We start from the raw sequence: 14,525 nt of genomic DNA on the forward strand, positions 1-14,525 counted from the left end.
TGCTTTCATCGTCAAACTTCTGGAAATTATGAATACTTGGAACCAACTTCTCACCCAGCAGGGCGCGCGCGGCACCGAAGCGGCGCCGCAGCAGTTCCGCGATTTCGGCCGCCAATTGACGGCCGCCGAGCTGGCGAACGGCTTCGCCGCGCCGCTGACGGACCTGGGGCTGATCGCCCTGAACGGTGAGGAATCGGCCTCTTTCCTCCACAATCAGTTGACCAACGATGTGGAACACCTGGGCCAGGACGCGGCCCGCCTGGCCGGTTATTGCACCCCGAAAGGCCGGCTGTTGGCCACTTTCCTCATGTGGCGCAATGCCGAAACCATCTTCCTGCAGCTGCCGCGCGCGATCCAGCCGGCGCTGCAAAAACGCTTGCAGATGTACGTGCTGCGGGCCAAGACCAAATTGAGCGACGCCACCGAACTGCCCGCCAACGCCGTCATGCTGGGCGTCGGCGGCGCGCAGGCCGAGGCCGTGCTGCGCACCTGGTTCGACACGCTGCCTGCGCAGCCCTATGGCAAACTCGACCATGCCATGGGCACCCTGATCCGTGTGGGCGACGCGTTTGGCGCGCCGCGCTACCAGTGGCTGACCAGCGCCGAGACGGCCACCGCCGTGTGGCCCGCGCTGGCGGAAAAACTGGCGGTGGGCGGCAATGACGCCTGGCAGCTGTCCTCCATCCACGCGGGTGTGCCGCTGGTGACGGCCGCCACCCAGGAGCAGTTCGTGCCGCAGATGATCAATCTTGAATTGCTGGGTGGCGTCAACTTCAAGAAGGGTTGCTATCCCGGCCAGGAAATCGTGGCCCGCAGCCAGTATCTGGGCAAGCTCAAGCGCCGCACCACGCTGGTCAGCATCCCCGATGCGCAAGCGGCCGCCGGCACGGAAGTGTTCGCCACGGCCGATCCCGAACAGCCTTGCGGCATGATCGTCAACACCGCGCCCAACGGCCAGGGTGGCGTGGACGCGCTGGTGGAAATGAAGCTGGACGCGATCGAACGGGCTTCCGTGCGCGTGGGGTCGGCCGAAGGCGTCGCGCTGCAATTCCTGCCCATGCCTTACGTGCTGGATGCGCTCGACCTCTGACATGCACGATCTGTACATTTATTACCAGGTGCGGGAAGCGGACGCACCGGCCCTGCTGCCCCGTGTGACCGCCATGCAGGCGGCGCTGGCGCGGCAGCATGGCGTGACCGGCCAGCTCAAGCGCCGGCCGGAGGCGCGGGAAGGCTTGCAGACGTGGATGGAAGTGTATCCGGCCACGGACGACGGATTCGCCGGGATGCTGGCTGCGGCGGTGGCACAGGCTGATGTGCCTGCGCTCATCGCCGGTGCCCGCCACGTTGAAGTTTTTATGGATATGCTCCCATGTGCCTGATTGTCTTTGCCTGGAAAGTGGTGCCTGCCGTGCCGCTGATCGCGGCTGCCAATCGCGATGAATTCTATGAGCGGGCCACGGCGCCGGCCGGCGTGTGGCCGGAACATCCCCAGATTTATGGCGGCCGCGACCTGAAGGCGGGCGGCAGCTGGATGGGCATTACCCAGTCCAGCCAGGAGGGGCGTTCGCCGCGCTTCGCCGCCATCACCAACATTCGCTGCCCATCCGAGCACCGCGACGATGCCCCCTCACGTGGCCATCTGGTGTCCGACTACTTGGCGGGCATCATGTCGCCGCAGCAATATGTGGACGCCATCCGGGGCGATTGCCAAGCCTACAACGGTTTCAACCTGGTGCTGGGCGACCGCGACACCTTGATCTGGTTCTCCAACAAGGGAGAGGACGACCCGCGCAACGGCCAGCCGCTGGAACCGGGGATCTACGGCCTGTCGAACGCGCTGCTGGACGCGCCCTGGCCCAAGGTGCTGAAGACGAAGGCGCAGTTCGCCAGTTTGCTATGCCTGGGTGCGCCCGACGAGGCGTTTTTTGAAATGTTGGCCGATACCACGCCCGCCCCCGACCAGCGCCTGCCGGAAACAGGTGTGCCGCTGGATCTGGAACGGGTACTGTCGGCCGTGCGCATCGAAACGCCCGGTTATGGCACCCGCACCTCGACCGTCGTCAAACTCTATGCCGATGCGCCGGCCGTGCTGCATGAAATGCTGATCCAGTAGCCGTCACAGCGACTTCATGTAAGCTACCATCTGGTCCAGGGCCAGGCCCCAGCCCCGCTCGAATCCCATGTCGACGTGGCGCAGCATGTCCTCGTCGTTCTTGTGGCGGGCACGGGCGTGGTAGCGGGTGCCGCTGCCTTCCGGCACCAGGGTGATGTAGGCCGTGATGAAGGGGGTGGGTGATGGGCCGTAACCCGGCAACAGCGCGTCGGTCCATACCAGGCGCCGGTTTTCCACGATTTCCAGGTAGCAGCCCACATGGGGGTGTTCCTGGCCTTCTGGCGAGCACATCACCGTGCGGAAGATGCCGCCCGGCCGCAAGTCGATGTCGCACGACAGCGTCTTCCAGGGCGCCGGCGTGAACCAGTGCACGACGTGGGCGGGCTGGGTCCAGGCGGCCCAGATCTGTTCCGGGCGCAGTTCCACCGTCCGTTCGAATACCAGATCCAGGTCCGGATCGTAGTCGTCCGCGATGTTAGTCATGACATACTCCCTTCGAAAAAGTCAGGCAAAGGTCAGCTGCATGTCGATGTGGGCGATGCCCGCTTCGTAGAACTCGTCGCCGGCGATGCTGAAGCCGTGGCGTTGGTAAAACGGCGCCGCATGCGTCTGGGCGCTCAGCACCACGCGCCGGTCGCCGCGCGCGCGGGCCTGGGCCATCAAAGCCTGCAACAGGGCGCCGCCCACGCCGCTGCCGCGCGCCGTCTTGCGGACGGCCATGCGGCCGATGTGCCCGTCCGGCAGCAAACGGCCGGTGCCGATGGGCACGCCGGCCCCATCGTAGGCCACCGCGTGCAGGCAGACGGCGTCCATGTCGTCCAACTCGATCTCGGCGGGAACGTTCTGTTCCGCCACAAACACTTCAAAGCGGATCGCCTTGGCGTCGGCACTCAAGGCGCTCCAGTCGCCAAAGCGGATGACGTGACTAGTCTCGTTATTCATAACTTGCATGATAGTTGAACCAGCCACGATTGTCGCACGCTGCTTTAGCGCGAGCCAGCACCTGCTTGCAGTTTGGCGCGCAAGGCGTCACGCACTTGCGGCGCGGCCTTGTAAGGATCGCTCGGATTGCGCTGCTGCAAGACATCCTCCATGCGCTCCTGGACGCCGGCCAGGGCGCCCGGATGGGAATAGATGTAGAACTGGCCGTCCGCGATGGCCTTGAAGGTCATTTCCGCCACCTCGGCCGCGGAAACCCTGCCCGACGTCACAGCCTTGTCCGTCATGGCTTGCGAAGCGAGCTGGCTGGCCGTCGGCCCTTGGGTCATGCGCACGTCGGCGGGGCGGTTGCGGTGGGACTGGCTGATGCCGGTCGGCACAAAGTACGGGCACAGCACGGACGCGCCGATCGGCGCCTGCACCAGCTGCAAGTCCTGGTACAGGGTTTCGGACAGCGCCACCACGGCGTGCTTGGAGACGTTGTACACGCCCATGGCCGGCGCGTTGACCAGCCCCGCCATCGACGCCGTGTTCACAATATGGCCTTCGAATTCAGGATCGCGGGCCGCCGCCTCCAGCATCAGCTTGGTGAAGATGCGCACGCCGTGGATCACGCCCCACACGTTGACGCCCAGTACCCATTCCCAGTCCGCCTCCGTGTTTTCCCAGATCAGGCCGCCGGAACCGACACCCGCATTGTTGAACACCAGATGCACGGCGCCGTAAGCCGCCATGGCCGCGTCGGCCAGGGCCTGGACTTGCTCGCCCTTGCGCACATCGCACACCAGCGCCTGCACCGCCACACCCTGGGCCGCCAGCTCCTCGCGCGCGCGGTCGAGCGCGTCACGCTGCACGTCGGCCAGCACCAGTTTCATGCCCAACTTGGCCGCCACGTTGGCGAATTCACGGCCCAGTCCACTTGCGCCGCCCGTAATCACTGCGACTTTTCCTTGGAAGTTTTTCATCAGATCAGTTTCACCAGTTGTTTGCCAAAGTTATGGCCCAAAAGCAGGCCCTTGAATGCTTGCGGTGCGCTGGCCAAGCCTTGCGCCACTGTCTCCCGATACTTGAGTTTGCCTTGCGCCACCAGCATGCCCAGTTCCGTCAAGCCTTGCGGCCAGAATTCCATGTGTTCGGTGACGATGAAGCCGCGCAACGCTATGCGGTTGAGCAACAGCAGGCGCGCATTGCGGATCGGCAGTTCCGTGCCGTTGTAGCCAGCGATCAGGCCGCACAGGGCGACCCGGGCGAAGGCATTGGTGCGGGCCAGTGCCGCGTCGAACACGGTGCCGCCCACGTTTTCGAAGATGGCGTCGATGCCGTTGGGCGCGGCAGCGGCCAAGTCGGCCTCCAGATTGCCGGCCTTGTAGTCCACGCAGGCGTCGAAGCCCAGTTCCCGGACCACGTAGTCGCACTTGTCCTTGCCGCCGGCCACGCCGATGGCGCGACAGCCGCGCAGTTTGGCCAACTGGCCCACCACGCTGCCCACGGCCCCGCTGGCGGCCGACACGCATACCGTCTCGCCGGCCTTGGCCTGCAAAATCTGGTTCATGCCGTACCAGGCCGTCATGCCGGGCATGCCGACCACGCTCAGGTAGGCCGACAGCGGAATCTGCGCCGTATCGACCTTGCGCAACTGGCCGCCATCGGCCACGCCCATCTCGGCCCAGCCCAGCATGCCGGTCACGAAGTCGCCAGCCGCGAAACGGGCATGGCGCGAGGCCACCACCTGGCCAGCTGTGCCGCCGATCATGGTTTCATCGAGCGCTTGCGAGGCGGCGTAACTCTTGGCCGCGCTCATGCGTCCTCGCATATAGGGGTCCAGCGACAGGTAGTGGTTGCGCACCAGTACTTCACCGTCCCGCAGTTCCGGCACGGCCACCGTCTCCATCCGGAAATCCGATTCCTGGACTTCGCCGCGCGGACGGGCGGCCAGCACCAGGCGTTGATATTGCGTCATGGCCATCGCTCAGACCGCCGACACGCCGCCGTCCACCGCCAGCGTCTGGCCGGTGATGTGCTTGCCCGCGTCGGAGGCGAACAGGACGGCGGTGCCTTTCAAGTCCTCGTCGTCGCCGATGCGCTGCAGGGGCGCGCCCCGGGCCAGCTTTTCCGCACCCAGGTGGTCCAGGATGCCCTTGGTCATCTTGGATGGGAAGAAGCCTGGCGCGATGGCGTTCACCGTGATGCCGTGCACGCCCCACTCGCCCGCCAGCGCGCGCGTGAAGTTGATCACGGCCGCCTTGGAGGTGTTGTAGGCGATGGTCTGCATGGTGCCTGGAGGATTGCCGCTCAGGCCCGCGATCGAGGCGATGTTGATGATGCGGCCATACTTGCGCGGAATCATGGAGCGCTTGCCCACCAGTTGCGACACCAGGAAGATGCTGCGGATATTCAGGTTCATCACCTTGTCCCACGCCTCGACCGGATGATCCTCGGCTGGCGCGCCCCAGGTGGCGCCGGCGTTGTTGATCAGGATGTCGATATGGCCAAGCTGGGCCAGCGCAGCCGTCACCAGCGCATCAGCGGCCGCGTCCTGCGACAGGTCGGCCGGAATCGCCTGGGCGCTCACGCCGTGCTGGGCCAGATAGGCCAGCGCTTCGTCCAGGTCGGCCTGTTTGCGGGAGGAAATCACCACTTTGGCGCCCTGCTCGCCCAGCGCCAGTGCCATTTGCAGGCCCAGGCCGCGCGAGCCGCCCGTCACCAGCGCCGTCTTGCCGGCCAGCGAAAACAATTCTTGAGTTGTACGCATGAGTCTGTCGTCCTATTGTTGCATTATTGGAGTGTTGATACGGCGTTAAATCTCGTAATCCATGCACTGGCGCGCTTCGCGCACGGCACCGAAAAACGGTTTGAGTGCCTGATGCCCGGGATGGTTCTGATAAGCGTCCAGCGCGGCCTTATCGGTGAATTCCGAATACAGGATCACGTCATAAGTCGCTTCCAGCCCCGGTTGGGCCACCACGGCCTCGAACGCCAGGATGCCCGGCGTCACATTGGCGCAGGCATCCAGCATGGATTTCATGCGGGCGGCGTTGGCGGCGCGGTCGGCGCCTTCCGCGTGGTCTTTCAGCTTCCACATCACGATGTGCTTGATCATATGTTTTTCGTATCGAATGAGTTAAAACCACCTGTCTTGCATATCAAGGGTGGTGGTGTCCAGGCTTTCGAGCAAGGCCAGTTGCGCTTCCACCTTGGGCAATTCCCAGTGGAAGAAGTAACGGCAGGCTTGCAACTTGCCCCGGTAAAAGTCGGCATCGTCGCCATTGGCGGCGGGCAGATGGCTGGCCGCCAGCAAGGCTTGCTGCAGCCAGATCCAGGCCACCACGACGTGGCCGACCGCTTCCAGGTAGGCACTGGCGTTGGCCAGGGTCTTGTTCATGTCGCCCGCAGCATACAGGGTCTGGGTCACTTGTTCCACCCGCCCCCATGCCGCGTCCAGCGCGCCCGCGTGGGCCGTCAAGTCCGCCGCCAGTTGTCCGGCCTGCGCCACGGTCAGGTTGGCGCTGTCTTCGCGAGGCACGGCCACGCTGCCGCGCACCTTGCGCACGGTCTTGCGCAGTTCGCCGGCAAAGGACTTGAACAGGGCGCCATCCTGCAACGTGACCTTGCGGCCCAGCAGGTCCAGGCCGTGGATGCCGTGCGTGCCTTCGTGAATCGCATTCAGCCGGTTGTCGCGGTAGAACTGTTCGACGTTGTATTCGCGCGTATAGCCGTAACCGCCATGCACCTGGATGGCCAGGCTGTTCGCTTCCACGCACCACTGGGACGGCCAGCTCTTGGTGATCGGGGTGAGGAAGTCCAGCAGACGGCCCGCATGTTCGCGTGCCTCCGGCGCTTCGGCCGTGCGCTGCTCGTCGACCAGGCGGGCGCTATACAGCACCAGGCCCAGACCGCCTTCCACATAAGCTTTTTGCGCCAGCAGCATGCGCCGCACGTCGGTGTGCTCGATGATGGGCAGCTGCGGCTGGGCCGGATCCTTTTGGGCCGGATGCCGGCCTTGCGGGCGGTTGCGGGCGTAATCGAGCGCATGCAGGTAGCCGGTGTAGCCGAGCACGGCAGCGCCCAGGCCGACGGCGATGCGCGCCTCGTTCATCATGTGGAACATGCAGGCCAGGCCCTGGCCCGGCTGGCCCACCAGGTAGCCGATGGCGCCGCCCTTGCCCGCCGGTGTGAACTTGCCTTCACCGAAATTGAGCAGGCAGTTGCTGGTGCCCCGGTTGCCCATTTTGTGGTTGAGGCCAGCCAGCACCACGTCGTTACGTTCGCCCACGCTGCCGTCTTCATTGACGAGGAACTTGGGGACGACGAACAGGGAAATGCCTTTGACGCCGGGCACCAGCTTGCCGTCCGGGCCGGGAATCTTGGCCAGCACCAGATGGACGATATTGCCGGCCAGGTCGTGCTCGCCGGCGGAAATCCACATCTTGTTGCCGGTCAGGCGGAACTGGCGCTCGCCCTCCTCGCCGGGCATGGGGTCCGGTTCGGCCCGGGTGGTGATGTCGGACAGGCTGGAGCCGGCCTGCGGCTCGGACAGGCACATGGTGCCGAAAAACTTGCCAGCGAACATAGGTTCCACGAAACGCCGCACTTGCAGCGGCGTACCGTGCTTGAGCAAGGTATTGGCGTTGCTCATGGTGAGGAAGAGGTACGCGGCGGTGCTGACGTTGGCGGCGGTGAAATAGGCGGACAACACTTTTTCCACCACGGTCGGCAATTGCATGCCGTCGCGTTCGAAGTCCTGCCCGGCCGCCATCAGGCCGGCGGCGGAAAACGCATCCAGCGCGGTCTTGACCTCGGGGATGATCTGGACCCGCAGGCAACCGTCGCCCTGGACGGCATGCGGCTCTTGCTGGTCGCTCTTCTTGTTATGCGGGGCGAACAAGTCGGTGGCGATCTGTTCGGCCGTATCGATGGCGGCGTCGAAGGTTTCGCGGTTGTGGTCCTGGAAACGGGCGCGTTGACCCAGCGCCTGCGCATCGAGCCATTCATACAGCATGAACTCGATATCGCGGCGCGACAAAATCGTGGATTGCATGGCGCAGTCCCTTTATCGTTGAGCGGAGTGGCGGATAGGGCTGATACGAAACGGGCGCCCTTCAAGGCGCCCGTGGCAGGTGGATCAGACCACTTCGAACAGGCCGGCGGCGCCTTGGCCGCCGCCGATGCACATGGTCACGACCACGTATTTGACGCCGCGGCGTTTGCCTTCGATCAGGGCATGGCCCGTCAGGCGGGCGCCCGACACGCCGTAGGGGTGGCCAACGGCGATCGCGCCGCCGTTCACGTTCAGGCGGTCCATGGGGATGCCCAGCTTGTCGGCGCAGTACAGCACTTGCACGGCGAACGCTTCATTCAATTCCCACAGGCCGATGTCGGCCACAGACAGGCCAGCCTGCTTGAGCAGCTTGGGAATGGCGAACACGGGGCCGATGCCCATTTCGTCCGGTTCGCAACCGGCCACGGCGAAGCCGCGGAAGATGCCCAGCGGTTGCAAGCCCTTGGCGGCGGCCGTCTTGGCGTTCATCACGACAGCCATCGAGGCACCATCCGAGAACTGGCTGGCATTGCCGGCGCTGATCACGCCGCCGGGCACGGCGCTGCGGATCTTGGACACGGCTTCATAGGTGGTGTCGGCACGGATACCTTCGTCGGCCGAGATGGTCACTTCGCGGCTCAGCAGCATGCCGCTGGCCTTGTCGGCCACGCCCATCACGGTGGTCATGGGCACGATCTCGGCGTTGAACAGGCCGGCGGCCTGGGCGGCGGAGGCGCGCTGCTGGCTTTGCACGCCGTATTCATCCTGGCGCTCGCGGCTGATGTTGTAGCGCTTGGCCACGGTTTCCGCCGTCTGCAGCATGGGCCAGTAGATTTCCGGCTTGTGTTCGGACAACCAGACTTCCTTATACATATGCAGGTTCATTTCCTGCTGCACGCAGGAGATCGATTCCACACCGCCGGCCGCGTAGATGTCGCCTTCGCCGGCGATGATGCGCTGCGCCGCCAGCGCGATGGTCTGCAGGCCCGACGAGCAGAAACGGTTGACCGTCATGCCGCCCGTGGTGACGGGACAGCCGGCGCGGATAGCGATCTGGCGCGCGATATTGCCGCCGGTGGCGCCCTCAGGATTGGCGCAACCCACCAGCACGTCTTCCACTTCACCCGCTTCGATGTTGGCGCGGGCGATGGCCGCCTGCAACGCATGGCCGCCCAGGGTGGCGCCGTGGGTCATGTTGAACGCGCCTTTCCACGATTTGGCCAGGGCGGTGCGGGCGGTCGATACGATGACGGCATCTATCATGTGAGTCTCCTGATGGGTAGTGTTTTTTGAGCCGCGCGCGCACCCCATGGCGGCCGCGGTGATTGCTGCGATGAAGGTAAGAATAGCATATTTTAGTACGACCGTTCGCAAATTTTTCGACATCCGGACGATCATACTTTTTTGCGGAAATGTTGTAAGCTTGACGTAAGTTTGGTGCAAGCTTGCCGTAAGGTTAAGCGCTCAGACTGAAACCATGCTGACAATGTTGTATTCCGTCAGCTAATGTAGAACAACATAAAAAAGCACAATAAAATCAGGAGACTAATCATGGCAGTTTCATCCGGCACCAACGCCGATCTGCGCAAATCGCCTCCCAAGGCTGGCGCGATCACCCCGGAGGAGCGCAAGGTCATCTTCGCGTCCTCGCTGGGCACCATCTTCGAATGGTACGACTTTTACCTGTACGGTTCGCTCGCTTCCATCATCGCCAAGCAGTTCTTCATCGGCGACCCGACCACCACCTTCATCTTCGCCCTGCTCGCGTTCGCGGCCGGCTTCATCGTGCGCCCGTTCGGCGCGCTGGTGTTCGGCCGCCTCGGCGACATGATAGGCCGCAAATACACCTTCCTGATCACCATCCTGATCATGGGCGGCTCCACCTTTATTGTCGGCCTGCTGCCCGGCTATGGAGCGATCGGCATCGCCGCGCCCATCATCCTCGTCTCGCTACGCATCCTGCAAGGGCTGGCGCTGGGCGGCGAGTATGGCGGCGCCGCCACCTACGTGGCCGAGCATGCGCCGCACGGCAAGCGCGGCGCGTTCACCTCGTGGATCCAGACCACGGCCACGCTGGGCTTCTTCCTGTCGCTGCTGGTGATCCTGGGTACCCGCAAGGCCATCGGCGAGGACGCCTTCAACGCCTGGGGCTGGCGCGTGCCGTTCCTCGTATCCGTGCTGCTGCTGGGCATCTCCGTGTGGATCCGGCTGTCGATGAATGAATCGCCCGCCTTCGCCCGCATGAAAGCGGAAGGCAAGACTTCCAAGGCCCCGCTGAGCGAAGCGTTCGGCCAATGGCGCAACCTGAAGATCGTCGTGCTGGCCCTGATCGGGCTGACCATGGGCCAGGCCGTCGTGTGGTACACGGGCCAGTTCTACGCCCTGTTCTTCATGCAGCAGACGCTCAAGATCGACATCGTCAACGCCACCCTGATGATCGCCGTGGCGCTGGCGCTGGCCACGCCGTTCTTCATCTTCTTCGGCACCCTGGCGGACAAGATCGGCCGCAAGTACATCATCCTCGGCGGCTGCCTGCTGGCCGCCGCCACCTACATGCCGCTGTTCGGCGCGCTGACCCACTACGGCAATCCGGCGCTGGAAGCGGCGCTGAAGAACTCGCCCGTGACGGTGGTGGCTGATCCGGCGTCCTGCCACTTCCAGTTCAACCTGACGGGCCAGAAAAAATTCCCATCGTCGTGCGACATCGCCACCGGCCTGTTGTCGAACAGCTCGGTCGCCTACACCAAGGTGGATGCGCCTGCTGGTTCTATCGCTGTGATCAAGATCGGCGACAAGGAAATCCCATCGTTCAACGCCGTCATGACCCCAGACGGCCTGAACTTCAATGCCGACAGCAAGAAAGCGGAAGCGGCGCTGAAGAAGGATGCGGCCGCCGCCGTCAAGGCCGCCGGCTATCCGGCCAAGGCGGATGAAGACCAGATCAACCGTCCAATGATGGTGCTGATCCTGTTCATCCTGGTGGTCTACGTGACGATGGTCTACGGCCCGATCGCCGCCATGCTGGTGGAAATGTTCCCAACCCGGATACGCTACACCTCCATGTCCCTGCCCTACCACATCGGCAATGGCTGGTTCGGCGGCCTGCTGCCCACCACCGCGTTCGCGCTGGTGGCATTCAAAGGCGACATCTACTACGGCCTGTGGTATCCAATCGTGATCGCCCTGGTCACGGTGGTGATCGGCGCCCTGTTCGTCAAGGAAACGCGCGACAACGACATCTACGCGGCCGACTGAGTTTCAGCGCCGCACACTAGAAAGCCGCCAGCGATGGCGGCTTTTTTGCATCCGGGAGCCGCATTCACACGCTGGTCACCGCATCCGCGCCATGCTCCAGTTGCTGCTGCCGGAACGCCTCGGCGATGCAACGCCGCAGCCCTTCGTCGTCCCACGGCTTGGTGAAGAAGCGGTAGATGGCGCCACGGTTGATGGCGTCGATCACCGATTCCAGGTCGGCATAACCGGACAGGATCAAACGTATCGTCTCCGGATACAGATCCTTGACCTTGGCCAGGAATTCCGTACCGCTCATTTCCGGCATGCGCTGGTCGGACATCACCACGTGCACTTCGTTGACGGCCAGCAGTTGCAGCGCTTCGGCGGCCGAGGTGGCCAGCAGCAGCTTGTAGCCATCGGGCCGCAGCGCCCGCGCCAGCGCGCGCACGATGTTGGGCTCGTCGTCCAGGATCAGCAGCGTGCGCTGGCTGCGGTCGGCCGGCAGCAGCAGCCGCTTGCCATCCGTCAGCAGCTGGGCGAAGGCTTCGCCCGACAGCGCCTTGCTGAAATGGTTGCCCTGCATCTGGTCGCACAGGCGCCGGCGCAGGTAATTCATCTGCCCCTCAGTCTCGACGCCCACCGCGATCACGCTCACGTGCATGCTGTGGGCCAGGCCGATCACGGCGTTGCAAATGGCCGCGTCGTCGGGCGAGGTGGTGACGTCGCGCACGAAGGAACGGTCGATCTTCAAATGGCTGATGGGGAAGCGCTTGAGGTAGGACAGCGAGGAATAGCCGGTGCCGAATTCGTCCAGCGTCACGCCCACCCCCATCTGCGCCAACTGCTTGAGGATGCCGGCCGCTGCCGCCACATCGTGCATGACGGCGCTTTCCGTCATCTCCAGTTCCAGCATGCGCGCTGTCAGGCCATTGTCGGCCAGCGCCTTGCGCACCACCTCAACCAGGCCGGGCTGGTGGAACTGGCGCGCCGACAGGTTGACGGCCACCGTGGGCACGGCCAGCCCCGCCTTGCGCCAGCGCGCCAGTTGCGCGCACACGTGGCCGATGGCCCATTCCCCCAGCGGCAGCACCAGGCCCGTTTCCTCGGCCAGCCGGATGAATTCGTTGGGCGCCACCATGCCACGGGTGGGGTGGCGCCAGCGCATCAACGCCTCCGCGCCCGTGATGGCACCGTTGACCAGGCTCACCTGGGGCTGGTAGTGCATCAGCAGCTCGCCCTTTTGCAGCGCCTGGCGCAAGTCGGCCTCCATGGCGAAGCGGTCCGCCATGCGCGCGTTCATGGCGGGCGCGAAGAAGCGGAAGGTGTTCCCGCCCGCCTGCTTGGCGTCCTGCATGGCCAGGTCGGCCAGGCGCAACAAGTCGCCCGCGACGGCGCCATCGTCCGGGTACAGGCTGATGCCCAGCGACGCCAGGGGGCGCACCTGCGCCGGTCCGCTCGGCAGCGCCTCGGCCAGCCGCCCCACGATGGCGGTGGCCACCACGGCGGCATCGGCGCCTGCTTCCAGGTTTTGCAGCATTACAACGAATTCATCGTTGCCGGGGCGCGCCACGAGATTGCCCTCGCCCGCGATACTCTGCAACAGCTGCGCCACTTCCACCAGCATGGTGTCGCCCACCTTGTGGCCCAGGTTGTCGTTCACTTCCTTGAAACGGTCCAGGTCCACGAACAGCGCCGCCAGCCGTTTGCCGTCGGCGTCGGCCGCGGCCGCCAGGCGCGGCAGCGCATCCTCGAGGGTGGCGCGGTTGGGCAGGCCGGTAAGCTCGTCGTAATTGGCGCGCCGTTCCAGCAACTGCTCGGCACGCTGGCGGGCGGCCAGCTCGCGGTAGCGCGCCATGCCGGCCGCCAGTATGTGACTCAGTTCCTGCAACAGCGCCAGTTCGTCTTCATTGCAGGGACTGGCATCGCTGGCGTAGACGGCCAGCACGGCCAACACTTCGCCACCGTGCAGCAGCGGCACGGCGATGCAGCTGACCAGGTTGCGCATCACCAGCCCACCGCGCCAGGTGGCGAACGCGGGCGCGTCGGCCATGTCGCGCACCACCTGCGGTTTTTTCAGCAGGATGGCGCCACCGCAAGCGGCGTGGCGGCGCAAATCCTGGCCCCAGCTCAGGTGCAAGCCCTCGAAGAATTCGCGGTCGATGCCGGCGTGGGCCGCCAGTTCGATGCTGTGGTCGGCGTCCTGGCGCGCGTAGCCTATCCATGCCGCGCGGTAGCCACCCGTCTCGACCAGGCCGGAACAGAAGCCGGCCAGCATGGTTTCCTCGCTGGCGCCGCTGGCCAAGGCCTGGCTGCTGGCCGCGTGCAGCACGGCGGACCGTTCCAGCACGGCGATCCGGCTTTCGAGCTCGTGCCGAAGCTGCGAATTGTGGCGGGCGTCGAGCATGAGGTCGTTGACGGCCACCACCAGCACGTCGAATTCGTTCTTGCTGTCAGGTTCGAGGCGCGACGGGATCTTGCCTTCCGCGATATCGCGCGCGAAGGCGATGCAGTCGCTCAAGGTAATGTACATGCCGCGCGCGATGCCGTAGGCCAGCACCATGCCCAGCGTGAGCGCCAGCGCCGGGGCCAGCACCAGTACCACGCTGGACAAGGCGCGCTGCTGGCGCAGGTTCGCTTCCATGCCGGCACTGGCGTCGGTGGCGTGCTGGGTCAGCATCGCCAGGCGCGCGGCCAGCTTGTCGGGCGGGGCATCATAACTGAGCACGCCGATATCGAGCGCTTCCTGCCGCAGCGCGTCGGAGGCCAGGGGGGCCGCGCTGCGCATGTTGTTGCGCACTTCTTCGGTGGCGGACTTCCAGCCTTCCGGCGTGGCCCCGGCGCCGGCCAAGGCGGCGCTGCTGCGCAAGGCCAGTTCGACGATCCGGGCATCGTGGTCCAGATAGGCGCCCATGGTGGCCGCCATGCGTTCGTGGATCAGCAGCGATACCACGGCCGCCAGCACGGCCGGCACCACCAGCGCGGAAAAGCAGATCAGCAGCCGGGCGCGCAGGCTGAGCCGGTTGATATCGTTACGGGGTTTGGAGGCTTCAGCCATGATGCCAGACTCGCATGCGAACTTCCCCTCAAGTATGGGTGGGAGCGATGAATCTGTGGCCAGTCTTACATGATTTTTACGGTGGGACAATGGCGCGAGGGCAAGCGCCTGTGTTTCCGCCGCCGTTGTCCAAACGCGGCAAC

At 64.7% G+C, this 14,525-nt stretch carries 13 protein-coding genes; 4 read left to right on the forward strand and 9 right to left on the reverse strand.

The window, feature by feature from the left end; all coding sequences use genetic code 11:
• Positions 1-28: 28 nt before the first annotated feature.
• The 3 genes from ygfZ to H3H39_RS11260 are packed head-to-tail and all read left to right on the forward strand — an operon-like array spanning position 29 to position 2,116.
• Positions 29-1,090, forward strand: a complete 1,062-nt coding sequence (ygfZ, locus tag H3H39_RS11250) for a CAF17-like 4Fe-4S cluster assembly/insertion protein YgfZ (RefSeq protein WP_182153485.1) — start codon at positions 29-31, stop codon at positions 1,088-1,090.
• Between the two features lies 1 nt (position 1,091).
• Positions 1,092-1,382, forward strand: a complete 291-nt coding sequence (locus tag H3H39_RS11255) for a DUF4936 family protein (protein ID WP_182153486.1) — start codon at positions 1,092-1,094, stop codon at positions 1,380-1,382.
• Positions 1,373-2,116, forward strand: a complete 744-nt coding sequence (locus tag H3H39_RS11260) for an NRDE family protein (protein WP_182153487.1) — start codon at positions 1,373-1,375, stop codon at positions 2,114-2,116. The genes H3H39_RS11255 and H3H39_RS11260 overlap by 10 nt, the downstream gene beginning before the upstream one ends.
• Positions 2,117-2,119: 3 nt before the next feature.
• Here H3H39_RS11260 and H3H39_RS11265 read toward each other — a convergent pair whose 3' ends face one another.
• From H3H39_RS11265 to H3H39_RS11300, 8 genes are all read right to left on the reverse strand, one after another.
• A complete protein-coding gene (locus H3H39_RS11265) occupies positions 2,120-2,599 on the reverse strand; it encodes an SRPBCC family protein (RefSeq protein ID WP_182153488.1) in 480 nt (159 codons plus the stop codon).
• A 21-nt stretch (positions 2,600-2,620) separates the two neighbouring features.
• Entirely contained in the window at positions 2,621-3,058 is a 438-nt protein-coding gene (locus H3H39_RS11270; protein ID WP_182153775.1) for a GNAT family N-acetyltransferase, read from the reverse strand.
• Between the two features lie 44 nt (positions 3,059-3,102).
• Positions 3,103-4,020, reverse strand: a complete 918-nt coding sequence (locus tag H3H39_RS11275; RefSeq protein WP_182153489.1) for an SDR family oxidoreductase — start codon at positions 4,018-4,020, stop codon at positions 3,103-3,105.
• Positions 4,020-5,015, reverse strand: a complete 996-nt coding sequence (locus H3H39_RS11280) for an NADP-dependent oxidoreductase (RefSeq protein ID WP_375540421.1) — start codon at positions 5,013-5,015, stop codon at positions 4,020-4,022. Before H3H39_RS11280 ends, H3H39_RS11275 begins: the two co-directional genes overlap by 1 nt.
• A 9-nt stretch (positions 5,016-5,024) precedes the next feature.
• Positions 5,025-5,807, reverse strand: a complete 783-nt coding sequence (locus tag H3H39_RS11285) for an SDR family oxidoreductase (protein ID WP_182153491.1) — start codon at positions 5,805-5,807, stop codon at positions 5,025-5,027.
• A 45-nt stretch (positions 5,808-5,852) separates the two neighbouring features.
• Positions 5,853-6,155 (reverse strand): Dabb family protein, encoded by a 303-nt coding sequence (locus tag H3H39_RS11290; protein ID WP_182153492.1) that lies wholly within the window; start codon positions 6,153-6,155, stop codon positions 5,853-5,855.
• 21 nt (positions 6,156-6,176) lie between these two features.
• Positions 6,177-8,093 (reverse strand): acyl-CoA dehydrogenase, encoded by a 1,917-nt coding sequence (locus tag H3H39_RS11295; RefSeq protein ID WP_182153493.1) that lies wholly within the window; start codon positions 8,091-8,093, stop codon positions 6,177-6,179.
• Positions 8,094-8,177: 84 nt separating this feature from the next.
• Entirely contained in the window at positions 8,178-9,356 is a 1,179-nt protein-coding gene (locus H3H39_RS11300; RefSeq protein ID WP_182153494.1) for an acetyl-CoA C-acyltransferase, read from the reverse strand.
• Between the two features lie 288 nt (positions 9,357-9,644).
• Between H3H39_RS11300 and H3H39_RS11305 the strand changes: the two genes are divergently transcribed.
• Positions 9,645-11,348 carry an MFS transporter gene (locus H3H39_RS11305; protein WP_182153495.1) on the forward strand — a complete coding sequence of 568 codons (1,704 nt, stop codon included), beginning with the start codon at positions 9,645-9,647 and terminating at the stop codon, positions 11,346-11,348.
• A gap of 64 nt (positions 11,349-11,412) precedes the next feature.
• Here H3H39_RS11305 and H3H39_RS11310 read toward each other — a convergent pair whose 3' ends face one another.
• The gene (locus H3H39_RS11310; RefSeq protein WP_182153496.1) at positions 11,413-14,382 is read right to left on the reverse strand and encodes an EAL domain-containing protein; all 2,970 of its coding nucleotides are present in this window, start codon (positions 14,380-14,382) and stop codon (positions 11,413-11,415) included.
• Positions 14,383-14,525 lie beyond the last annotated feature (143 nt).

Source organism: Rugamonas apoptosis (assembly GCF_014042355.1).
GTDB lineage: Bacteria > Pseudomonadota > Gammaproteobacteria > Burkholderiales > Burkholderiaceae_D > Rugamonas > Rugamonas apoptosis.